Origin of the sequence: Streptomyces fradiae, assembly GCF_041270065.1 — a bacterium.
In the GTDB taxonomy this organism is placed as follows: Bacteria; Actinomycetota; Actinomycetes; order Streptomycetales; family Streptomycetaceae; genus Streptomyces.
On record NZ_CP065958.1, the window covers coordinates 5,740,733 to 5,762,810 of the forward strand.

The window sequence follows — 22,078 nt, forward strand, 5'->3', positions numbered from 1 at the left end:
AACACCACCGCCCGGCAGCCCTCGGGGCTGCCGGGTTCGGGGTGTGCGGTCGCCTGGAACCGGGGGATCAGGCGGCGTTCTTGATGGCGGAGATGTCGAAGTTCAGCTTCACCTTGTCGGAGACCATGACGCCGCCGGTCTCCAGGGCCGCGTTCCAGGTCAGGCCCCAGTCGGAGCGCAGGATCTCGGCGGTGCCCTCGAAGCCGACCCGCTCGTTGCCGTAGACGTCGGTCGCGGTGCCGTTGAACTCCAGGTCGATGGCGAGCGGCTTGGTGACGTCCTTGATCGTCAGGTCGCCCTTGACCTGGTACTTGTCGCCGCCCAGGTGCGCGGCCTCGGTGGACCGGAAGGTCATCAGCGGGAAGGTCTCCGCGTCGAAGAAGTCGCCGCTGCGCAGGTGCCCGTCGCGGTCCGCGATGCCGGTGTCGATCGAGGCGATCTTGACATCGATGGCGGCGCTGGAGGCGGCCGGGTCGGTGCCGTTCAGCTTCAGCGAGCCCTCGTGCTCGGCGAAGCTGCCGCGGACGTTGGTGACCATGGCGTGCCGAACGGTGAAGCCGATGCTGCTGTGGGCCGGGTCGATGGTGTAGTCGCCGGTCAGGGCGGCCAGGGCCGGGTCCACGGGGAGGGTGGCGACGGTGGCGGCGGACTCGGTGTTGTTCTTGCGGCTGAAGAGACCCATGACGTGCTCCTTGGGGGGACGGTGCGCGGGGGGAGGCGCTTGGTCGTGCATTCGTTGAACCTTCAACGACATCGACCATAGACCTATTCCGTTCAACTTTCAACATCTGGGGAAGAGATTCACCCCTCCAGGGCAGCAAGCGCTTGCTGTGCTCATTGATTGCGTCGGAAGGCCGCTGCTAGAACCAGGCGCCAACCGGTCCCCATCCCCCCGGGAGGCTCCCGTGCCCGTCTGGTCCCGCCGCACCTTCCTGACCACCACCTCCGCTGCCGCTGCTGCCGCCGCAGCAGTCCTAGCCCTCGCACCGCAGGCCCAGGCCGCCACGGCCGAGGGCACGGACGCCGACTCGGACTCGGCCGAGTTCGAGACGCTGCGGCGGCGCTGGCTCGACCTCCAACTCGGCTCCGGCTACGACGCCGCGGCCGAGCCCTACGCCTCCCGGCTCGCCGAGACCGGCACCCTCGCCCGCGGCTTCCGCGCCGCCATGGCCCCCACCGCCACCACCCTCTGGCCCGGCGTCCCCTTCGACCCGCCCGCCGGCATCACCCAGAGCTACGGCCGGCTGTGGACCATGACCCAGGCGTATGTGCAGGAGGGCACCGGCTCCACCGGCGACCCGGCGCTCCTCGCCGACGTCCTGCGCGGCCTCGACCACCTCTCCGAGCGGGTCTACCGGAGCGGTGCTCCGCGCTACGGCAACTGGTGGGAATGGCAGATCGGCTCCCCGCGGATCCTCATGGACATCGTCGCCGCGCTCCACCCGCTGCTCGGCGCCGAGCGGATCGCCGCCGCCTGCGCCGCCGTCGACCACTTCGTCCCCGACGTGACGCTCGGCTCGTACACCGGCACCTCCACCGGCGCCAACCGTGTCGACCTGTGCCGCTCGGTCGCCCTGCGCGGGGTCCTCGGCGCGAGCCCCGCCAAGATCGCCCTCGCCCGGGACGCGCTCTCGCCCGTCTTCCCGTACGTCACCAAGGGCGACGGCCTCTACGCCGACGGCTCCTTCGTCCAGCACACCTGGGTCGCCTACTCCGGCACCTACGGACAGGTCATGCTCGACGGCCTCGGCCGGCTCTTCACCCTGCTCGCCGGATCCAGCTGGGCCGTCATCGACCCGAACCGGCAGATCATCCTCGACAGCGTCGAACGGGCCTACGCGCCCTTCCTCTACGACGGCCTGATGATGGACAGCGTCAACGGGCGTGCCATCAGCCGCGGTTACCTCAAGGGCGACGAGCGGCAGATCATGCGCTCCGACCACTTCCACGGCCAGGGTCTGATCGCCGCGATCGCGGTGCTCGCCGGCGGCGCGAGCCCCGCCGAGCGGGACCGCTGGCACGCGCGCGTGAAGGGGTGGATCGAACGCGACACGGTCACCCCGATCCTCGAAGCCCGCCAGTTCGGCGTCGCCGACCTCGCCCGGCTCCGCGCCATCGCCGACGGCCCCGCCCCCGCCGCACCCGAACCCACCGGCCACCGTCTCTTCGCCGCCATGGACCGGGCCGTGCACCGCCGCCCCGGCTGGGCCGCGAACATCTCCATGGCCTCCGAGCGGATCACCCACTACGAGTGCGGCAACGGAGAGAACCCGCGCGGCTGGCACACCGGATCCGGGATGCTCTCCTGGTGGACGAAGGGTCAGGGCGGCCAGTACACCGACTGGTTCTGGCCCACCGTCGACCCCTACCGGCTGCCCGGCACCACCGTCTCCACCAAACGCCTCGCCGACCGCGCCGGCGGCGAGTGGGGCGCGCCCCGGCCCGCCGTGAAGTGGGTGGGCGGCGTCACCGACGGCGAGTTCGCCGCCGTCGGTCAGCACCTCAAGGGCCTCGGCTCCACCCTGGAGGCCCGCAAGTCCTGGTTCTGCGCGGCGGACACCGTCATCTGCCTGGGCGCCGGCATCACCGCGAAGGACGGCGTCCCGGTCGAGACGATCGTCGACAACCGCTGCCTGGGGGAGGGAGGCACCGCCGCGCTGACCACCGGCGACGGCTGGGCCCACCTGGCCGGCCACGGAGGCTGGGTCTTCCCCCGCCCCGGCGGCGCCGGCCCCGATGGCGCCGCGGACCTGCGCACCCTGCGCGAGGACCGCACCGGCGCCTGGAGCGACATCAACACCACCAGCTCCACCGAGCGCCGCACCCGCCGCTACCAGACCCTCTGGTTCGACCACGGCACCGACCCGGCGGACGCCTCGTACGCCTACCTCCTGATGCCCGGCGCCGGCGTCCGCACCCTCGCCGCCCGCGCCGCCGACCCCGGCTGGCTGCGGATCCTCGCCAACCGCGCCGAGCTCCAGGCCGTCCGCGTCCCGTCCCTCGGACTGACCGCCGCCAACTACTGGCGCGCCGGTACGGTGGACCGGCTCACCGCCTCCGCCCCCGCGAGCGTCCTGCTCCGCCGGACGGGGACCACCGCGACCCTGCGGACCGCCGAGCCGATGCGCTCAGGACAGCCCTACGAGCTGCGCTGGGACCGGCCGGTCCGGGCGGTGCTCGCCCGGGACGCGTCGGTCGAGGTGCTGGCCGCCGGGACGGGCGGGCTGCGGCTGCGGATCACCCCGGGGACGGCCGGGGCGGGCCACCGCTGCGACGTGCTGATGTGACGTGCTGATGTGACGTGCCGCGGTAGGGGCCACGCGTACGGTCCGGACGGGGTCTATGTGGAAACCCTACAATCATCTGGGGTGTACGGCTGTCGACTCGACCTGGTGGGGCGACGGTTCTGTCATGCCCCACCAGGATTCGACACGCGAGACTGTACGGAGTCGACGGCGGGGTTTTATCGGGTGAGTTCGTAGGGTCGGTACATGACCGTTGTGGACCAGATCCCGAGCGAGCCCGCCGACGCCCGTGGCCGTGTGGCCGAGCTGCACGAACTGCGTGAGCAGGCGCGGCGCGGCCCGAGTGACCGTGCGACCGAGGCGCAGCACGCGAAGGGCAAGCTCACCGCGCGCGAGCGGATCGAGCTGCTCCTGGACCCGGGTTCCTTCCAGGAGGTCGAGCAGCTGCGCCGGCACCGCGCCAGCGGCTTCGGCCTGGAGGCCAAGAAGCCGTACACCGACGGTGTCATCACCGGCTGGGGCACGGTCGAGGGCCGCACGGTCTTCACCTACGCGCACGACTTCCGGATCTTCGGCGGTGCCCTGGGCGAGGCCCACGCCACCAAGATCCACAAGATCATGGACATGGCCATCGCGGCCGGTGCGCCGCTGGTCTCCCTGAACGACGGCGCCGGCGCCCGTATCCAGGAGGGCGTCTCCGCCCTCGCCGGCTACGGCGGCATCTTCCAGCGCAACACCAAGGCCTCCGGCGTCATCCCGCAGATCTCCGTGATGCTCGGCCCGTGCGCCGGCGGCGCCGCCTACAGCCCGGCCCTCACGGACTTCGTCTTCATGGTCCGCGAGACCTCGCAGATGTTCATCACCGGCCCGGACGTCGTCAAGGCGGTCACCGGCGAGGAGATCACCCAGAACGGACTGGGCGGTGCCGACGTGCACGCCGAGACCAGCGGCGTGGCGCACTTCGCGTACGACGACGAGGAGACCTGCATCGCCGAGGTGCGGTACCTGCTGTCGATGCTGCCGCAGAACAACCGCGAGAACCCGCCGGTCGTCGCCTCCGAGGACCCGGCGGACCGCCGCTCCGACGTGCTGCTCGACCTGGTGCCGGCCGACGGCAACCGCCCGTACGACATGCACAAGGTCATCGAGGAGCTCGTCGACGAGGGCGACTACCTGGAGATCCACGAGCGCTGGGCCCGCAACATCATCTGCGCCCTGGCCCGGCTCGACGGCCAGGTCGTCGGCATCGTCGCCAACCAGCCGCAGTCCCTCGCCGGTGTCCTTGACATCGAGGCCTCCGAGAAGGCCGCCCGCTTCGTGCAGATGTGCGACGCCTTCAACATCCCGATCATCACTCTTCTGGACGTACCCGGCTTCCTGCCTGGTGTAGACCAGGAGCACGGTGGAATCATCCGGCACGGCGCGAAGCTGCTGTACGCGTACTGCAACGCGACCGTGCCCCGGATCTCGCTGATCCTGCGCAAGGCCTACGGCGGCGCGTACATCGTGATGGACTCCCAGTCCATCGGCGCCGACCTGACGTACGCCTGGCCCACCAACGAAATCGCGGTCATGGGCGCCGAGGGCGCCGCGAACGTGATCTTCCGCAAGCAGATCGCGGAGGCCGAGGACCCCGAGGCGATGCGGACGCGCATGGTCAAGGAGTACAAGGCCGAGCTGATGCACCCGTACTACGCGGCGGAGCGCGGCCTCGTCGACGACGTCATCGACCCCGCCGAGACCCGCGAGGTCCTTGCCAAGTCCCTTGCGATGCTCCGCACCAAGCACGCGGACCTGCCGTCCCGCAAGCACGGCAACCCGCCGCAGTAAGCCTCCCGGGCTTCCCCCGACCTCCCCCGCCTCAGCAACCCTCATCAGAGGAGTTCACCGAAGTGACCACGCCTGCCACAGCCAACCTGCTCCGGGTCGAGAAGGGCCACGCCGACCCCGAGGAGCTCGCCGCCATCACCGCGGTCCTCCTCGCCCGCGCCGCGGCCCAGCCCGCCGAGCCGGCCGCCCACCACCGTCCCCGCACCGCCGGCTGGCGCCGTCTGGAGCGCGAGAACGGCTTCCGCGCCCCGCACAGCTGGCGCTGACGCACGGACCGACGGCGAAGGGCCGGACCCCCGGGAACACCCGGGGTCCGGCCCTTCGCCGTGTCCGTAGCCGTGTGTGCCGCCGGCACGGGCGTCAGGAGACCAGCGCCCCGATCAGCGCGACGATCCCCCAGACCACCCCGACCAGGATGGCCAGCGCCCCCACGATCAGGGTGATCGCGAGCGCGATGTCGCCCTTGGTCAGCGGGTCCGGCTTCTGCGCGTGCGCGGGCGTCGGCGAAGGCGGCGAGGGCGGTGCCGCCGGGGGCGGCGGGGGCGGCGGAGCGGAGGCCTTCGCGGACGCCGACGGCCGCGCCGACGCGGAGGCGGACGCCGAGGCCGAAGCCGATGCCGATACGGACGCGGACGCCGAGGCGGACGCCGAGGCCGAATACGACGCCGAGGCGGACGCGCCGGGGGCCCGGACCCGGGTCCCGCCGCCCCCGGTGAAGGGGTCCGGGTGGCCCTTCTCCGCGTGCGCGCACCACGGGCAGGCCCGCAGATGCCCGCCGTAGTGGTGCTCCGGCACCTCGCCGCACACCACCACGGACTCCTTCGCCTCGTCCAGGGCCTGCAGCCAGGCCGCCGAGGACGGCCGCCGGGCGGGCTCGCGCCAGCCGGGCCCGAAGGTCTGCCGGGCCAGCCGCAGCACCTCCGGCGGCAGCGTCTCGACCGGCAGCTGCCGGCGCGGCACCCGCACCCGGTCCGGATGCACCAGGAAGGAGTTCCCGGCGAGCACGTTGTCCTTGCGGGTGGACTCGGCCGCACCGACCCGCGGGCTCCCGTCGTACGGATGGTTCCCGCTGGTCAGCAGCTGGTAGACGAGGACCGCGAGCGCGAAGTCGTCCGAGTGCCGGGTCGGCGGCCCGCCGCGGTGCCGCTCGGGTCCCGCGTAGTCGTCGGTGAAGACGTCGCTGCCGAAGAACTCACCGGTCAGCGGGTCGGTGAAGGCGAAGGAGTCGCAGTCGAGCAGGGTGACATAGCCCTTCGGGTCGACCACCGCGTTCGCGCTGGACAGATCGCCGACCACATAGCCGCGCTGGTGCAGCTCCGCCGTCATGTACGCGAGGTTGGACGCCACCCCGAGCAGGAAGCCCCAGTGCGCCCGGCCCTGGTACTGGCTGCGCCGCACGTTCTTCTGCAGCAGCCCGCTGAGCCGGACGTGCGCCGCCGGGTCCAGGATCGGCATCCCGTACCCGACCGGCCGCCCCGCCGACTCGATCAGCTGCACCGGCCACACCAGCATCGGCGGCTGCCCGGCCGCGAGTTGCTCCCCGGCCAGCGGGTCGGCGCGCAGCATCGCGGCGAGCCGACGCAGCTGGGCCGCGTCGGGCGGCCGGTTGTAGATCTTGCCGGCGAGGTCGGCGCGTTCCGCGAAGGCCCAGACGCTGCCCTGGCCGCCGGTGCCGAGGGGCTTGCCGGTGCGGCTGATCCGGGTGCCGTCGCCGAGCGTCAGGTCCACGGGGTCGGTGAGGGAGTCGTCGTCGCCGGAGTCGGAGCCGGTGCCGGCGCCGGTGCCGTCAGTGGTCGTCATGTCGTATCGCCCACAGGAGAGTCTTGTCGTCCCCGGTCACTCGGGAGATCTGGTCGGAGGCGAGGAATTCCGCGAGCCGGCGGTCCTCCTCGTCGTGGTCGTAGCCGTCCCGGCCGAGCCGTTCGAAGAGATGGCCGAGGAAGGCGTCGTGCGGCAGCGGCGGCCCGGCGGGGGAGCGGCGGAGCAGGGCGTGCGTGAGCCCGTCCGTGGACAGCAGCACCCCTTCGATCCGCGGGTCGCGGACACAGTCCACCCGCAGCTGCCCGAGCGCGGTCGGCGAGCCGAGGAAGACGGTCTCGTTGGCGTACTCGCTGCCGGAGTGGGTCTGGGGGAGCAGATGGTACGAGGCGGGGCCGGGCGGCGAGGCCGTGTCCCCGCCACCGGGCGGGCGCTCGTCCGGCACCCCGCCCTCCGCCCGCAGCAGCACCAGGCCGTCGCCGATCGACACCTGGCCCAGCCAGCCCTCCGCGGCCACCACCACGGTGAGGGTGGTCGCGAACGGGGCGGCCGGGCCCGCGCACCAGGTCAGGAACTCGGCCCGGACCTCGCGGAAGGCCTCGGTCAGCAGCTCCCTGCGCTCGTGCGGGTCGTCCCCGCGCCGCCAGGGCGCGGCGACCGGGGCGAAGGCGTCCACCGCGAGCTCCACCGCCACCCGCGCGCCCTCGCCGGAGCGTTCGGCGCTGCCCGCGCCGTCCGCCACCGCCAGGACCAGACCGCCCGGGACCTCCCGGTGCTTCCAGGCGTCCTGGCAGGGCTTGTCGTCCCGCAGGTGCCGGTAGCCGGTCGCGCTGATCCCGTGCACCCGCCAGCGGTGGGCGGGCCGGCCCCGCCGGCTCGCCCCGCCGGGGCTCACGCCGGGACCTGCCCGCCGCCGCGCCGGCGCTTCAGCCGGGCGAAGATCTCCTGGAACTCGGCCTCGTCGGCACCGCCCTGGGTGGCGCGGGCGCTGTGCGACATCGCGGTGAGCAGCTCGGCGAACGGGAAGCCGTCCAGCCAGGCGTGGTAGTGCGGGGCCAGCTCCTTGAGGACCTCCTCGGCCCCGGCGTGCCGCTCGCCGACGCCGACCGCGAAGAGCCGGAAGCGGCGCTCCTCCTCGGCCTTGCGCAGCTCGGGCAGCAGATCCCGGTACGCGTGCGAGAAGCGGCCCTGCTCGTCGCTGGGCGCGCCGTCCGTGACCACGCAGATCTGCGGCCGGTAGTAGGTGAGGCCCTCCTCGCGCAGCCCGGCCTTGTAGTCGGCGACGACCTCCATGGCGAGCCGCAGCGCCCGGTCCATCAGGGTCACGCCGTGCGCGCGCAGCGCCGGCGGCCGGAACTCGTGGGCCGGTACGAACGGGCTGTGCGGCCAGCGCGGGGCGAGCGCGCCCAGCGGGGTGGCGCCCTGCCAGACGGTGATGCCCTCGGTGCCGCCGAAGGTGATGAGGGCGACGTCCACGGCGGCGCTGAGCGCGGTGTCCTCGGCGAGGCTCCCGGCCCAGGAGTCGAGGGCGTCGTTGAGCGCGCCGATCGCGCCGCTCTGGCTGAGCGACGAGGAGGTGTCCAGGCACAGCAGCAGCGGCAGCCGCTGGGCGCTGTCGAACTCGAAGCCCATGTACGGCACGGGGAGCGGGGCTTCGTCGGGACTTGCGGTCGGGTACACGGCTACTCCGGCGTGCGAGGGCGGAACGGGGACGGTGAGCATGCTTCGGGTGTGCGTCAGGAGAGCGAAAGGTCCAGGAGAGCGGGGAGTTCAGTGGAGCGGGGAGGCGATGAGCAGCGGCGGGTCGGTGTCCGGCGACGCGGTGACCCGGACCAGGTCCCCGGGGCGCGGGTAGGCCGTCGCGGGGCCGCGCCAGCGGGCCCGGCACAGGGCGCCGTCCCACTCCACGTACCCGTCGGGGCGCAGCCAGGTCGCGGCGGTGACGACGGCCCGGTAGCCGGTGCCGAGGGCGAGGGTGTCGGACTCGCGCGCGGCGGCCGTCGCGGCGGCGGCCCGGTACACGGTCCCGGGCCCGGCGGCCGGCTCCGGTGCGGGTGCGGGCGGCGGCTCCGGCTTCGGCACCGGTGTCGGCTCCGGCTCAGGAGCGGGCTCCGGCGCCGGCCGCCAGCCGCTCGGCAGTTCGGGGGCCCGGGGCGCGGGCGGCAGCGCCGCGGGCGGTCCAGGCGCGGGAGCGGGAGCTCCGGGAGCGGGGGCCGGTGCGGGCTCCTGCCCCGGAGGCGTCGGGGCCGTCGGGGCCGTACGGAACGGCAGCAGCCCGGCCGCCGCGTCGAGCGCGGTGTCGAGGGCGTCGCCGAGGACCGCGCGCGAGTTGGACACCATCCACCGGACGTCGTCCTGCAGCCGGGGGTGGGCCGCCCGCTCCGTCCGCGGCCGGGCGCCCCGCCCCTCCCGGGTCCCGTCCTGCTCGGGCATCGGCGCCTCCTCGGACAGGGACTCGGACTCGGACGCGTACGCGGAAGGGGCCTCGGGCGTGGCCGGTGCCTCGTGCCGCGGCTCCGGCTCCTCGGGGCGCCGGGAGCCGGAGAACCAGGAGCCGGTGCTCGCCCACAGCGCGAGCAGCAGGGCCGTCGGCGGCAGCACCACGAAGGTGAGGATCAGCGCGGAGGTCTCCACGGGCTCACTCCGGCGAGGCGAGGTCATCGGAGCTCCGCAGCACGAAACCCAGGTCGTGGCACTCCCGCAGCAGCCGCACCGAGCGGTCGAGCAGCGCGTCGAGGGTGGTCGCGAACCCGGTGGCCGTCAGATGGCAGACCAGCGGCAGCGCGAGCACCGCGGAGAGCAGCGGTTCCTCGCTGCGGGCGTCGCCGAGCACCGCCGCCGGCGTCACCTCGTGGGCGTTCCACGCGGTCGCGGCGGCCGCCGTCGGGGCCAGCCGGTCCGAGGGGACGAGCGTCCCGTCGGTGACGGCCACCACCAGCGAGCCGGCGGCCCGGCTGATGTCCACGGTGAGCCGGGGCCCGGACGGGTCGCCGGTCCTGGTCTCCAGGAAGAGGGCGCCGTCCTCGGTCTGGACCGGCTCGCCGCGGCGGCGCGCCCATTCCCGTACCAACGACTCCCAGCCGTCGCGCAGTTCGACCACGGGCTCAGGGCTCACGGTGCAGCACCGCCTTCCGGATCAGCGGACGGGACAGCCCGGCCGCGAGCAGCCGCGCGGCGACCGGGCGCAGCGCGCAGCCCCCGCCGGCGGCCGGCGGCACGGGGGCGTGGCAGTGGTGCGGGGGATCGGCGACCGGGACGGTCGGCGGGTGCGGCGGCTTCGGCACCGGACGCCCGGCCCCCGGCGGGGGCTTCAGGAGCGCCCCGAGCTCCGCCATCAGCTCGTCCGGACCGGGCCGGTCGGCCGGGGCGGGGGCGAGGCAGGAGCGGACGACCCCGGCGAGCGCGGCCGGTACACCGGTGAGCCGGGGCGGCACCCCCTGGTAGATCCGCAGGGTGGCGGGAAGGCCGTGCCCGAAGGGCAGCAGGCCGGTGGCGGCGAAGACCAGGACGACCCCGAGCGCGAACACGTCGACGGCGGGCGTCGGTTCGCCGCCGCGCAGGCTCTCGGCCGGGATGAAGCCGTTGGTGCCGGGTGGCGACATCGGGTCGGTCAGACCCCGGGTCCAGCTGTCGGAGCGGACGATGCCGAAGTCGATGAGCCGCGGCTCGCCGTCCTCCAGGATGATGTTGCTGGGCTTGAGGTCCCGGTGGATCAGCCCGTGGGCGTGCACCCCGGCCAGCGCCTCGGCGAGCATCGCGCCCAGCTCGGCGACCCGCCGCTCGGGCAGCGGCCCCCGCTTGCGCACGTGCTGGTCGAGGGTGGGGCCCTCCACGTAGCGGGAGGCGAGCCAGTACGGCGGGGTGAGCGTCTCGGCGTCGTACAGCGGGAGGGTGTACGGGCTGCGCACGTCGCGCAGCGCCTCGACCTCGCGGTGGAACCTGATCCGCCCGGCCCGCGAGTGCGCGAGCTCGGCGCTGATCACCTTGACCGCCAGGCGTAACCCGGCGGGGGTGCGGCACAGATAGACCTTGCCCATCCCGCCGTTGCCCAGCGTGCGTTCGACCGTGAAGCGGCCGATCCGGCGCGTACCGTCCAGCGAACCCATCGTCTCCCCCCGAGGTCCCCGTACAACGTACTGGACGCCCCGCCCCGCGGGGGCGGTTTCGCGTGTCGGGGATCACATGCGGAGTTCGGGGATCACATGCGGAAGGCCGCGTCCCGGAACGGGAACGCGGCCTTCCGCGAAAGACGGCGGGACAACTACCGCAGGCGGGCCATGAGGGCGTGCTCGACCAGCGTGATGAGCGCGCTCTTGGCGTCCGCGCGGTGGCGGGCGTCGGTGGTGATGATCGGGGTGTCGGGACCGATCTGAAGGGCCTCGCGGACCTCCTCCGGCTGGTACGGCTGGTGGCCGTCGAAGCCGTTGAGGGCGATGACGAAGGGGAGGCCCGAGTTCTCGAAGTAGTCGACCGCGGGGAAGCAGTCGGCGAGCCGCCGGGTGTCCACCAGGACGACGGCGCCGATGGCACCGCGCACCAGGTCGTCCCACATGAACCAGAAGCGGTCCTGACCGGGCGTACCGAAGAGGTACAGGATCAGGTCCTGGTCCAGGGTGATGCGGCCGAAGTCCATGGCGACAGTCGTCGTCGTCTTGTCGCCCGTGTGGGTGAGGTCGTCGATGCCCGCGGAAGCGGACGTCATGACGGCCTCGGTTCGCAGCGGGTTGATCTCCGAGACCGCGCCGACGAACGTGGTCTTGCCCACGCCGAAGCCGCCCGCCACCACGATCTTCGCGCTGGTGGTTGAACGGGCCGCGCCGCCGCTAGAGCTTGCGAAGTCCACTGAGCACCCTTTCGAGCAGTGTCACGTCTGGCTGACCGCCGGCGGCCTCGTCGCCGCCGGGCTGGTGGATGGCTACGAGTCCGGCCTCGGCCAGGTCGGCCACGAGAATCCGGGCAACGCCGAGGGGGATGGAGAGCAGTGCCGAGATCTCGGCGACCGACTTGATCTCGAAGCACAGCCGGCAGATCCGCTGGTGCTCGGGCAACTGCCCCTGCAGCCGGGCCGGATCGGCCGTGGTACTGACCAGCGCCTCGATGGCGAGCTGGTAACGCGGCCGGGTCCGGCCGCCGGTCATCGCGTACGGGCGGACGAGCGGGTTGTTCCCGCCCGCGGCGCCCGCACGGCCGGCCGGCGCACCCGGCGCACCGGTGGGCGTGGGCTGGGCCTGCGGCTGCTGATACGGCTGCGACATACCCGGTCTGCTCGGCGCGGAGGGAAAGTTGTAGCGGTTCTGCGCGGGGTCGCCCACCGGCGACTGATGCGCGTCAAAACCGTTATAAGGGCTTCCGCCCGGGGGTGTGCCCACGTCTCCTCCTCCGACTGCCTCGCGGTCCCATGTCCCTTGGAACCGCGCCACCGCACCCTACGGTGCGGTGGCGAGAAACGCACTGTCTGTCTGTTAGTTGAGAAGACTTCCCTGGAGCTCGGCCCGCAGATCGGGGGTGAGCACGCTGCCCGCCCGGTCGACGAGCAGAGCCATCTCGTAGCCCACGAGACCGATGTCGGACTCCGGGTGGGAGAGCACGGCCAGCGAGGAGCCGTCCGAGATCGACATGATGAAGAGGAAGCCGCGCTCCATCTCCACGACGGTCTGGTTGACCGCACCGCCCTCGAAGATCCGGGACGCGCCCGCGGTCAGCGAGGTCAGTCCGGAGGCGACCGCCGCAAGCTGGTCGGCGCGGTCCCGGGGAAACCCGTCGGACATCGCCAGCAGGAGGCCGTCGGCGGAGACCACCACCGTGTGCGACACCCCGGGGGTGTTGTCCACGAAGTTGGTGATCAACCAGTTCAGATTCTGCGCCGCCTGGCTCATCGCGCTCACACTAACGCTCCTGGTTGTAGGTGTTGCCCGGGCCGAGGCCCGATCCGTTCGTGTCCGTACCCGCGCTGCGTCCCTGCTGGATGCCGCGGCGCAGGTTGCTCAACCTGCCCCGGACGTCCTCGGGTGCGCGGGAGACCTGTGGGCCGCCCTGCGGGGTGTGCTCCGCGGCTCCCTCGACCAGATTGGCCTTGGGAACCCGTCGGGGAAGGCCGGAGGAGGTGACCCCGCCCGCCTTCGGGTCGCGGAGCTTCTCGGCCCGCTGCCAGCGCTCGTCGTTGGCCGAGCGCCAGTCGTCGGAGCCGCCGGCGTCCATGGGTGCCGTGCTCGTGCTGTCCTGCCGCATCTGCTGGGCCGGCGGCTCGGACTGTCCCGCCTGCGGGGTCTGCGGCGCCTGCGGGGCGCTGCTGCCGCGGCGCGGCAGTCCGGCACCGGTCAGCGTGTGGCCGGCGTCCGGGGTGGGAGTGGGGCCACTCCCCGGACGGTCGAAGCCTACGCGGTCGCGGTCCTGTTCGGGAGCGCCCTGGGCAGATTCCGATTCCGTCCCGAACTGCTGTGCGTAGCCCTGGTCGTAGCCGGGCTGCTGCGGCCAGCCGCCCTGGTCGGCCTGGGGTTCGTAGCCGTTCGCGTACCCCTGCTGAGCGGTCGCGCCCTGGTCGTACCCGGCTTCCGCATAGCCCTGCGCCGGGTAGCCGTCTGCGGGCTGCTGGTAGCCCTCGTAACCCTGCTCGGCATAGCCGTAGGCGTCCTGGCCCTGCGGCTGCTGCGGCTGCGCGTAGTCCTGCTGGTACTCCTGCTGGTACTCACCGGGGTAGGCCGATGCGTACTCCTGCTCGTGCTCCTGCTGTACGAACGTCTGCTGATCGGGCGCGCCGGATTCGAGCTCGTCCTGGAACATCGGGCGCTCGCCGCCCTGCACCTGGGCCTCCAGGGCCGCCCGGCGCTCCTCGCGCATCAGCGAGCGGTTGACCGGGTCGAGCTGGCGCTCCTCGCCCGGCTGCTCGTAGCGCGAGTCGTCGAAGCCGAGCTCGGCCGCGGTGCGCATCGGCTGGGCCTGCGGCTCGAAGGCCGACTGGACCTGCTGCTGCGGGATGATCTGCGAGACGGTGAAGTCGTCCTGCATCGGCGCCGTCTCGCCACCACCACCATGGGTGATCGCGTCCGGCAGCATGACCAGCGACGTGGTGCCGGCCTGCTCGCCCGAGGGGCGCAGCTGGACCCGGATGCCGTGGCGGTCGGAGAGCCGGCCGACCACGAAGAGGCCCATGCGCTGGGAGACGGCCGCGTCCACGGTCGGCGGGTTGGCCAGCTTGTGGTTGATGTCCGCGAAGTCCTCGGCGGTGAGGCCGATGCCCTTGTCGTGGATCTCGACCATCACGCGGCCGTCGGGCAGCCGGGTCGCGGTGACCCGGACCTTGGTCTGCGGGGAGGAGAACGTGGTGGCGTTCTCCAGGAGCTCGGCGAGCAGGTGCACGAGGTCGGTCACGGCCTGGCCGTGGATCTCGGCCTCCGGTACACCGGCGATGTCGATGCGCTCGTACTGCTCCACCTCGGAGGCGGCGGCGCGCATGACGTCCACCAGCGGGACCGGCTGGTCCCAGCGGCGGCCGGGCTCCTGGCCGGCGAGGACCAGGAGGTTCTCGCCGTTACGGCGCATACGGGTGGCCAGGTGGTCCAGGCGGAAGAGGTTCTCCAGCTGGTCCGGGTCGGCCTCGTTGTTCTCCAGGTCGGTGATGAGGCCCAGCTGGCCCTCGATCAGCGACTGGTTGCGCTGCGACAGGTTGGTGAAGATCGCGTTGATGTTGCCGCGGAGCAGGGCCTGCTCGGCGGCGAGCCGGACGGCCTCGCGGTGCACCTGGTCGAAGGCGCGGGCGACCTCGCCGATCTCGTCCGTGGAGTCGATCGGGATGGGCTGCACCCGGGTGTCGACCCGGCCGGGCTCGGTCCGGGAGAGCTGGTCGACGAGCATCGGCAGACGCTGCTCGGCGATGCCGAAGGCGGCGGTGCGCAGCTCGCGCATCGAGCGGCTCATCTGGCGGGCCATGAGGCCGGCCAGGATGAAGGCGGCGAGCAGGGCGACGACGGTGATGCCACCGGTGACGTAGGCGTCGGTCTGGGCCTCGCCGGAGATGTCGGCGGCCTCGGTCACGGCCTTGTCGACGAGCTCCTTCTCGACCTCGGTGTAGCCGTCGAACTTGGCGGTGGCGACGGCCATCCAGGTCTCGGGCGTGATGCCCTGCTTCTTCAGGTCCGCGATCGCGTCGGCGTCCTTGGCACCGCCGATGGCCTGGGCCACGCCTGCGTAGACGGACTGGTCCTTGCCGGTGCCCTTGGGCAGCTCGATGCCCAGCTGGGCCATCTTCTTGGCGCCCTCGGAGGCCTTGCCCGCCATGACCTCCTTCAGCCGGTCCACGTCCGCCTGCGTGCCGCCGGACTGGTACTCGCCGAGGGCGATCTGCTCCAGGTAGTTGTACGAGTTGAAGGCGACCGACTGCTGGGCGAAGACCTCGTCCTTCGCGCTGGGCCGGACGAGCAGCTGGGTGCCGATCGAGCGCTGCAGGGACTCGGCGGCCTTCGACAGCTGGATCGCGTAGACGGTGCGGCCGTAGCTGGTGATGTTGCCGGTGCCCAGACCGAGCTCGTTGGAGAACTCCATCAGGTAGTGCTGGACCTCGGTGTACGAGGTCTGGGTGGTCACCGGGTCCTGGGACCGGGTGTACGCGACCTTGCGGAGCTCCTCGAGCTTCGGCTCGGCGTTGCGGAACAGGCTCAGGCGGCGCTCAAGGCCGTCCCCGCTCGGCATGCTCTTGACGGCCTCGTCGAACTTCGCCTTGGCGGCGTCGGTGGCGGCGTAGGCCTGGGTGACCTCGTCGCTCTCGCGGTCCTCGGGCGACTTCGCCTTGAGGAGCGGGGCGGCGGTGAGGTCGCGCTCGTTGAGCAGAGCCTGGCCGTAGTCCGAGGCGGCGCGCACGATGAGCGCCGTCTTCTCGGCGTCCTGCGCCTCCTGCCAGGTGTCGATGGCCGTCTTCACCTGGAAGCCGCCCATGACGAGGCCCACAAGCACGGGTATGAGGAGGATCGCGTTCAGCTTGGTGGGCACCCGCCAGTTGCGCGGGGACATCTTGCTGGTGCTGCCCTTGCGGCTCGGGGCCGGCGACGCCACGGGCTCGTCCGCGGGCGGCATAGCCGCGCGCGACGGCGGCGTGAAGTTGCCCCGCGTCTGCTGCTCCGCGGAGCTTTCCTTGCTTCGCCTCACTCGACCAACAACCTCTCGGCGCCGGCACCTGTGTTGTGCCGGGTGTTTCGTTCAGGGCCGTACTACTCGGGAGTTCATGAATTGCAGCACGTGAAGGGGGTCCCCTCCAAACAGTGCGGAGCGCCCGGTTTTCGTGGCTCACGCCGCCGATAAAACGGGCATAAAGAGCGAGCCCCGCCAAAAGGCGGGGCTCATGTGAGCGCAGCGGCATCAGCCGGATGCGTCGGGTGTCCGAGACGCCGCAATTCTCTGTCGAAACGTTATGAACCGGCGGAACCGTCAAGGGCGGTCGTGTCCAACGACACAGACCGCCCCCAAAATCTCTACGACAACTGACGTATATCGACTTCTACTTGCGGTGTACTACTTCAACCGCGCCATGAGGGCGTGCTCGACGAGGGTGATGAGCGCGCTCTTGGCGTCCGCGCGGTGGCGGGCATCGGTCGTGATGATGGGAGCGTCCGGCCCGATCTGCAGCGCCTCGCGCACCTCGTCCGGCGTGTAGGGCTGCTGCCCGTCGAAACCGTTGAGCGCGATGACGAAGGGGAGGCCCGAGTTCTCGAAGTAGTCGACCGCGGGGAAGCAGTCGGCGAGCCGCCGGGTGTCCACGAGCACCACGGCGCCGATGGCACCGCGGACCAGGTCGTCCCACATGAACCAGAAGCGGTCCTGACCGGGCGTACCGAAGAGGTACAGGATCAGGTCCTGGTCCAGGGTGATACGGCCGAAGTCCATCGCCACGGTGGTGGTCGTCTTGCCACCGGTGTGCGTCAGGTCGTCGATGCCCGCCGAGGCGGACGTCATGACGGCCTCGGTCCGCAGCGGGTTGATCTCGGAGACGGCGCCCACGAACGTGGTCTTGCCCACGCCGAACCCGCCGGCCACCACGATCTTCGCGCTGGTGGTCGAACGGGCCGCGGAGGCGGGGCCGCTAGAGCTTGCGAAGTCCACTGAGCACCCTTTCGAGCAGTGTCACGTCCGGCGTGCCGCCGGCCTCTCCGTTGCCCGGCTGGTGGATGGCCACCATGCCCGCCTCGGCCAGGTCGGCCACGAGGATGCGGGCGACGCCGAGCGGCATCGACAGGAGCGCCGACACCTCGGCCACCGACTTGACCTCACGGCAGAGGTGGCAGATCCGCTGGTGCTCCGGCAGCAGGGTGGCCAGATGCGCCGGGTCGGCCGTGGTGCTGACCAGCGCCTCGATGGCGAGCTGGTAGCGCGGCCGGGTCCGGCCGCCGGTCATGGCATAGGGCCGGACCAGCGGCTGGTCGCCTTCCGCTCCGTACGGCTCGTCTATCGATGTGCCGTACGGATCGTGAGAGGCGGGGGGCGGGGTCATGAATCCTCCGGGCGTGACAGCAGAACCTTCTGCCGTCTGATGGGGCCGGTGGGGGGCCGAGTGCTTTGGGGCGGCCGGACGGTGAACGGGTCCGGGGCGGTGCGGAGGGGCGCACCGCCCGCGGGCGTGTCGGTTTCGGGTACGGATCGGTCTCGGGTACGGATTCGAGCGGTCCGGGCTCGACGGGCGGCGCCCCGGCTAGCGGAGCAGGCTGCCCTGGAGCTCGGCCCGCAGATCGGGGGTGAGGACGCTGCCCGCCCGGTCGACGAGCAGCGCCATCTCGTAGCCCACGAGACCGATGTCGCACTCCGGGTGGGCGAGTACGGCCATCGAGGAGCCGTCGGAGACCGACATGATGAAGAGGAAGCCGCGCTCCATCTCCACCACGGTCTGTGCCACGGGTCCGCCCTCGAAGATCCTGGACGCGCCCGCGGTCAGCGAGGTCAGTCCGGACGCGACCGCCGCAAGCTGGTCGGCGCGGTCGCGGGGGAACCCTTCGGACATGGCAAGGAGCAGTCCGTCGGCGGAGACCACCACCGTGTGCGACACCCCGGGGGTGTTGTCCACGAAGTTGGTGATCAACCAGTTCAGATTCTGCGCCGCCTGGCTCATCGCGCTCAACTAACGCTCCTGCTGGTGGGTCGGACCGACATGGAAGGAACCCGTGGTCGAGTTGCCCGCCTGACGGCCCTGCTGGATACCGCGGCGCAGATTGGTGAGCCGGCCGCGGACGTCGTCGGGTGCGCGGGACACCTGGGGGCCGGCCTGCGTGGCCTGCTCCTGGGCGGTCCCGGGCACGAGGTTGGCCCGCGGCACGCGCCGCGGGAGCCCGGAGGTGGTGACCCCGCCGGCGGCGGGCTTGCGCACCCGCTCGGCCTGGCGCACCAGCTCGTCGTTGGGCGAGGTCCGCCAGGCGGCCGGGCCGTTCGGCCGGCCCGCCTCGGACTGCGGGACCACCGGGGTCTGCGTCGTCCGCTCGACGTCCGGCGCGCCCTGGGAGGGAGCGGCCGGAGCCGGGGCCTGACGCGGGGCCTGGTACTGGCCCTGGCCCTGACCCTGGTTCTGCGCGGGAGCCTGGTACTGGCCCTGCGCGGGAGCCTGGTACTGGCCCTGCGGCTGACCGCCCTGGGCCTGGCCCTGCTCCTGGTGGAACCAGTTGGTCTCCAGCGTGTCGTACAGCGGGGTACGGCCGTCACCGGCGTGCTGCGCCGGCGGCAGGGCCTCCGGGCGGCGCGGCTGCTGGAGCTGCGGCTGCTGGGGCTGCTGCGGCTCGTTCGCCGTGCGCTGGCGCGGGGCCTGCGGTGCCTGCTGCGGGGCCTGTGCCTGCGGTACGTACGGCTGGTGGCCGTACTGCTGCTGCTGGGGAGCCTGCTGGGCGCCGAAGTCCGGGCGCGGGAACTGCGCCGTGGACGCCGGGTCCTGGTAGCCCTGCGGGGCCATCGGCTGCTGGGCCGGGGCCTGCTGGGGAGCCTGCGGCGCACCGAAGTCGGGGCGCGCGAACTGGCCGGTGGAGCCCGGACCGTCGAACGGCTCCTCGTGACCACGCGGCGCGTCCAGCGGCGTCATGTCCTGCTGCGGCCGGCGGACCGGCTGCGCCTGGTCGTTGCCCCAGCTGGTGGCCTGCGGCCGGGCCGGGTGCTGTGGCTGAGACGTGCCCCCGGGCAGCTCGGCCCGCGGGAAGCCGCCCTGGACCGGACGCGGCTCCTGCGGGGCCTGCGGCTGCTGGGGAGCCTGCGGGGCCTGCGGGCCGCGCGCGGGCTGCCCGTTCGCCGGACCCTGGCCGCCCCACACGTCCGTACGGGACGGGATGGCGCTCTGCGCGCCGCCGCCGAAACCACCGGGCGCCGGGCGCCGGTCGTCCTGCGGGACCGGCGGCATCGGCTGGGTCTGCGGACCCGGGTCCTGGGCCGGAGCCTGGGCCTGCGCCGGGGCGGGCGCCTGCGAGCGCTCCTGGAAGAAGTTCTGGCCGCTCGGGCCGTTCTGGCCCTGGCCGGCGCCGTCGCGCGCGGGCAGCGCGCCACGGGCCGCACCGGCACCGAGCCGGCCGCCGGGCGCCGACGGGGCACCGCCCGGACGCCCGCCGCCGAGCGCGCCGGGGCCACCGGCCGCGCCCTGACCGCCGGCGAGGCGCCCGCCCGGGGCACCCTGGCCCTGCGGCATCGCGCCCTGGCCGCCGGCGCCGGGCTTCGGCGCGGGCTTCTTGCCGCCGTGGGCGACGTCGACCGGGAGCATGACGAGCGCGGTGGTGCCGCCCGAGTCGGACGGCCGCAGCTGGATCCGGATGCCGTGGCGCAGGGACAGCCGGCCGACCACGAACAGACCCATGCGGCGGGAGACCGAGACGTCCACGGTGGGCGGCGAGGCGAGCCGCTCGTTGATCGCGGCCAGGTCCTCGGGGGAGAGGCCGATGCCGGTGTCGTGGATCTCGACGAGCACGCGGCCGTCGGGCAGCGCGTGACCGGTGACCCGGACCTTGGTCTGCGGCGAGGAGAACGAGGTGGCGTTCTCGAGCAGCTCGGCGAGGAGGTGGACGAGGTCGTTGACGACCCGGCCGGCGACCTCGGTCGCCGGGACCGCGGCCAGTTCGATGCGCTCGTACTGCTCCACCTCGGAGGCGGCGGCACGGAGCACGTCGACCAGCGGGACCGGGCGGGTCCAGCGGCGGCCCGGCTCCTCGCCCGCGAGGACGAGGAGGTTCTCGCCGTTACGGCGCATACGGGTCGCGAGGTGGTCGAGCTTGAACAGCGAGGACAGCTGGTCCGGGTCGGCCTCGCGGGACTCCAGCTCGGAGATGAGCGAGAGCTGGCGCTGGATGAGGCCCTGGGAACGGCGCGAGAGGTTGGTGAACATCGCGTTGACGTTGCCCCGGAGGAGGGCCTGCTCGGCGGCGAGGCGGACCGCCTCGCGGTGCACGTCGTCGAAGGCCGCGGCCACCTGGCCGATCTCGTCCCGGGAGTGCACACCGACGGACTCGACGGAGGTGTCGACGTCCTGCGGGTCGGACTCGGAGAGCTGCTTGACCAGCTCGGGCAGGCGTTCCTGGGCGACCTTGGTCGCGGTGTCCTGGAGCCGGCGCAGCGAGCGGATCATGGACCGGGCCACGACGAAGGCGCCGACGAGGGAGACGCCGAGGACGAGGAGGATCAGCGCACCGTTGATGATGGCGTCGCGCTGCGACTCCTGCCGCAGCTCGCGCGCCTTGGTCTCCATCTCGCCGAGCAGCGTGGCCTCGATGGTCTTCATCGCACGCATCTTGGTGTCGTACTCGTCGGTGAAGTTCAAGTGACCGCGCTTGATGTCGAGCGGACGGTCCGCCTTCAGCATCCGGCGCGTGTAGTTGTTGGCGGCCTCGATCGAGGGGTTGCCGCTCTCCAGGGAGGCGGTGAGCTCCTCGGCGTCGCCGCCGGTCGACTCGTAGATCGCCTTGAACGACTTGAGCTCGACGTCCTCGCTGGTGAACGCGGCGTCGCCGTAGAGGCGGTCGCCGAGCGCGATGCTGCCGGCGCGGCTGTCGTTGGGGGGCAGCGCGGAGGCGATGATCGCCTGCTGGATGGAGGCGTACTCCTTGGCGGACGAGAACGCGGCGAGCGCGCGGGTCCGCTTGATCATGTCCGGGTTGCTGGTGGCCTGGGCCATGTCCTGGGACAGGCTGAGCAGCGAGCGGATGAGACGGCTGTAGGCCTCGACCGTCACCGAGTGGGCGACGTTCTTCTCGTACGCGGTGGCGCGGATCGAGCCGAGCGAGCTGACCTGCGAGGCGATCTGGCTGACGTTCTGCCGGATGCTGCGCAGCGACTCGTCGTCGTCGGTCGCCGGGATCTCGTTGGTGGCGTCGAGGAAGGCCCGGTGCGCGCGGTCGGTCTCCTTGCGCGGGCTCGCGACCTGGTAGTCGCCGCTCGACCGGCCGTTCGCCAGCGGACCGGCGGAGAGGTCGCGCTCCCGCTGCAGCTTCTCGGCGAAGTTGGTGGCTTCCTTGGTCAACCTGGTGAGCAGCTGCATCTGATCCAGCTGTTCCATGTCCTGCAAGGACTCGTTGATGCGGATGCCGCCGAGGCTGGTCGCCGCGACCACGGGGAGGGTCAGCAGCGCGACCAGGCGCGTGGAGATGCGCCAGTTGCGCAGGGCTATTCGCGGGCCGACCTGGTTGTCGCCGGCCAGCCGGGGCAGCGGAGCGCTCTCCGCCACGGCGTCCGCGGCGGTGCCGCGGCCCGAGCCGTCGCCGGAGTCGCCCTTGCCCTGGGTCTTCCCCTGGGGCTTCCCCTGGTTCTGGGGGTGCGGGGCCGGGGATCCGTGCTGGGTCCCGGCACGCGGCTCCTGCTCCGCAGCAGCTTCCCCTCGGCCCTTGCGGGCCTGGGAAGAGCCCGTGCCATCCCTCTTGAAACGTCCCTGCACTAGCGTCGCAACCTCTGGACCAGGCGTCCTTCCGGGTGAACGGAGAGGACGGTGTCGGCGTCGTGGGGCGCAGGTGCGCCCCAGTGGTGGTCGTCGGTGACCGGCGCAGATCCCCCTTCCCCGCCACTCGGCCGGCGCTGCGTTGCGCCCCCTGCGCGCCGGCCTGAAGCCCGCGGCGGTGCGTGGAATTCCAGCACAGTGCCGGATCTCCAACAAGGGCCGTGGAGCGTGCCGAGACAGGCATGACAACGTGTGAACGCGGTGTCACCCCATGTAGAAGATGATCACGGACGAACCGGGCGAAACCTGGCGAAGTGACGGAGGGGTGGGGGTGTCCCAGTCGCGATGATCAGCAGCGGAATGAATCGTTCAGTGG

The 22,078-nt window shown here is 72.4% G+C and carries 18 protein-coding genes; 3 read left to right on the top strand and 15 right to left on the bottom strand.

Going from position 1 to position 22,078, the window contains the following annotated elements:
• Positions 1 to 67: 67 nt before the first annotated feature.
• Entirely contained in the window at positions 68 to 682 is a 615-nt protein-coding gene (locus JAO84_RS26315; protein ID WP_370415058.1) for a YceI family protein, read from the bottom strand.
• A gap of 223 nt (positions 683 to 905) precedes the next feature.
• On the opposite strand from JAO84_RS26315, the gene JAO84_RS26320 reads away from it, so the two are divergent.
• From JAO84_RS26320 to JAO84_RS26330, 3 genes are all read left to right on the top strand, one after another.
• Positions 906 to 3,287: a polysaccharide lyase 8 family protein gene (locus JAO84_RS26320; protein ID WP_370415059.1), complete on the top strand. Its 2,382-nt coding sequence runs from the start codon at positions 906 to 908 to the stop codon at positions 3,285 to 3,287.
• A 204-nt stretch (positions 3,288 to 3,491) separates the two neighbouring features.
• Entirely contained in the window at positions 3,492 to 5,075 is a 1,584-nt protein-coding gene (locus tag JAO84_RS26325) for an acyl-CoA carboxylase subunit beta (RefSeq protein ID WP_365761708.1), read from the top strand.
• A 62-nt stretch (positions 5,076 to 5,137) separates the two neighbouring features.
• A complete protein-coding gene (locus JAO84_RS26330) occupies positions 5,138 to 5,341 on the top strand; it encodes an acyl-CoA carboxylase subunit epsilon (RefSeq protein WP_265864676.1) in 204 nt (67 codons plus the stop codon).
• A 94-nt stretch (positions 5,342 to 5,435) separates the two neighbouring features.
• Here the strand turns inward: JAO84_RS26330 and JAO84_RS26335 are convergent, their stop codons facing one another.
• The 14 genes from JAO84_RS26335 to JAO84_RS26400 form a co-directional block, all read right to left on the bottom strand.
• Positions 5,436 to 6,875: a hypothetical protein gene (locus JAO84_RS26335; RefSeq protein ID WP_370415060.1), complete on the bottom strand. Its 1,440-nt coding sequence runs from the start codon at positions 6,873 to 6,875 to the stop codon at positions 5,436 to 5,438.
• Positions 6,862 to 7,728: a PP2C family serine/threonine-protein phosphatase gene (locus JAO84_RS26340; RefSeq protein ID WP_370415061.1), complete on the bottom strand. Its 867-nt coding sequence runs from the start codon at positions 7,726 to 7,728 to the stop codon at positions 6,862 to 6,864. Before JAO84_RS26340 ends, JAO84_RS26335 begins: the two co-directional genes overlap by 14 nt.
• Positions 7,725 to 8,513, bottom strand: a complete 789-nt coding sequence (locus JAO84_RS26345; RefSeq protein ID WP_365761702.1) for a hypothetical protein — start codon at positions 8,511 to 8,513, stop codon at positions 7,725 to 7,727. Before JAO84_RS26345 ends, JAO84_RS26340 begins: the two co-directional genes overlap by 4 nt.
• A gap of 90 nt (positions 8,514 to 8,603) precedes the next feature.
• Positions 8,604 to 9,467 carry a hypothetical protein gene (locus JAO84_RS26350; protein WP_370415062.1) on the bottom strand — a complete coding sequence of 288 codons (864 nt, stop codon included), beginning with the start codon at positions 9,465 to 9,467 and terminating at the stop codon, positions 8,604 to 8,606.
• A 4-nt stretch (positions 9,468 to 9,471) separates the two neighbouring features.
• Complete coding sequence (locus JAO84_RS26355; RefSeq protein ID WP_370415063.1) at positions 9,472 to 9,948, bottom strand: hypothetical protein; 477 nt, start codon at positions 9,946 to 9,948, stop codon at positions 9,472 to 9,474.
• Complete coding sequence (locus tag JAO84_RS26360; protein ID WP_370415064.1) at positions 9,938 to 10,939, bottom strand: serine/threonine-protein kinase; 1,002 nt, start codon at positions 10,937 to 10,939, stop codon at positions 9,938 to 9,940. Before JAO84_RS26360 ends, JAO84_RS26355 begins: the two co-directional genes overlap by 11 nt.
• 155 nt (positions 10,940 to 11,094) lie before the next feature.
• Positions 11,095 to 11,676 carry an ATP/GTP-binding protein gene (locus JAO84_RS26365; RefSeq protein ID WP_017235983.1) on the bottom strand — a complete coding sequence of 194 codons (582 nt, stop codon included), beginning with the start codon at positions 11,674 to 11,676 and terminating at the stop codon, positions 11,095 to 11,097.
• Positions 11,657 to 12,202, bottom strand: coding sequence for a DUF742 domain-containing protein (locus JAO84_RS26370; protein WP_265864669.1), 546 nt, complete (start codon positions 12,200 to 12,202; stop codon positions 11,657 to 11,659). The genes JAO84_RS26365 and JAO84_RS26370 overlap by 20 nt, the downstream gene beginning before the upstream one ends.
• A gap of 93 nt (positions 12,203 to 12,295) precedes the next feature.
• Positions 12,296 to 12,709, bottom strand: a complete 414-nt coding sequence (locus tag JAO84_RS26375) for a roadblock/LC7 domain-containing protein (protein WP_362534025.1) — start codon at positions 12,707 to 12,709, stop codon at positions 12,296 to 12,298.
• Between the two features lie 10 nt (positions 12,710 to 12,719).
• Entirely contained in the window at positions 12,720 to 15,971 is a 3,252-nt protein-coding gene (locus JAO84_RS26380; RefSeq protein WP_370415065.1) for a nitrate- and nitrite sensing domain-containing protein, read from the bottom strand.
• A 363-nt stretch (positions 15,972 to 16,334) separates the two neighbouring features.
• Positions 16,335 to 16,922 (bottom strand): ATP/GTP-binding protein, encoded by a 588-nt coding sequence (locus JAO84_RS26385; protein ID WP_265864667.1) that lies wholly within the window; start codon positions 16,920 to 16,922, stop codon positions 16,335 to 16,337.
• Positions 16,903 to 17,310: a DUF742 domain-containing protein gene (locus JAO84_RS26390; RefSeq protein ID WP_265864666.1), complete on the bottom strand. Its 408-nt coding sequence runs from the start codon at positions 17,308 to 17,310 to the stop codon at positions 16,903 to 16,905. The genes JAO84_RS26385 and JAO84_RS26390 overlap by 20 nt, the downstream gene beginning before the upstream one ends.
• A gap of 198 nt (positions 17,311 to 17,508) precedes the next feature.
• The gene (locus tag JAO84_RS26395) at positions 17,509 to 17,922 is read right to left on the bottom strand and encodes a roadblock/LC7 domain-containing protein (RefSeq protein WP_265864815.1); all 414 of its coding nucleotides are present in this window, start codon (positions 17,920 to 17,922) and stop codon (positions 17,509 to 17,511) included.
• A 9-nt stretch (positions 17,923 to 17,931) separates the two neighbouring features.
• Entirely contained in the window at positions 17,932 to 21,702 is a 3,771-nt protein-coding gene (locus JAO84_RS26400) for a nitrate- and nitrite sensing domain-containing protein (protein ID WP_370415066.1), read from the bottom strand.
• Positions 21,703 to 22,078: the final 376 nt, after the last annotated feature.